The sequence below is a fragment of the Vibrio sp. 10N.222.49.A3 genome (genome assembly GCF_041475145.1).
GTDB classification, from domain to species: Bacteria; Pseudomonadota; Gammaproteobacteria; order Enterobacterales; family Vibrionaceae; genus Vibrio; species Vibrio tasmaniensis_A.
Genome location: NZ_JBFRVM010000190.1, coordinates 3,864 through 4,362 on the forward strand (window position 1 = coordinate 3,864; position 499 = coordinate 4,362).

Here is a 499-nt window from a genome sequence, read left to right on the forward strand (position 1 = left end):
AGCGCAGAGACGTGCCAGTTCCACATCATCCAGCCACAAGTGGTGTAATAGAACACGCGATCGTTGGGCTTTATATCGCAATGAAGTTGATGCTCTTTTAGGTGATTGATGATGGTGCCGCCAACTGAATGCACAATGCATTTAGGCTTGCCCGTTGTGCCGGAAGAGTAGAGTACAAAAAGTGGTTCATTGAAGTTCACATGAGTGAATCGAAGAGGTTTTGGCTGATAGTGATTAATGATGCTTTGCCAGCTTTGGATCGACACATCATGTTCAACTTTGTTTTTCTTTAAATCGTTCTTCTCTAAGTCGCTCTTCTCTAAATCACGAGTCGGTTTCAAATAACCGATCTCACACACCTGTTTTAGTGCGTTTAAGTGCTCGATGATTTCACGGTTCTTGTCTGCCATATCAAATGTTTTACCATTGAAGGTGTAGCCATCACAGGTTAACAGTACCTTAGGTTTCACTTGGCCAAATCGCTCAATCACGCTCTCGA

Annotated in this window: 1 protein-coding gene; it reads right to left on the bottom strand. The window is 43.3% G+C overall.

What is annotated here, in order from left to right:
- On the bottom strand, positions 1-499 hold a 499-nt coding region (locus AB4589_RS22315; protein ID WP_372101710.1), incomplete at both ends, for an AMP-binding protein.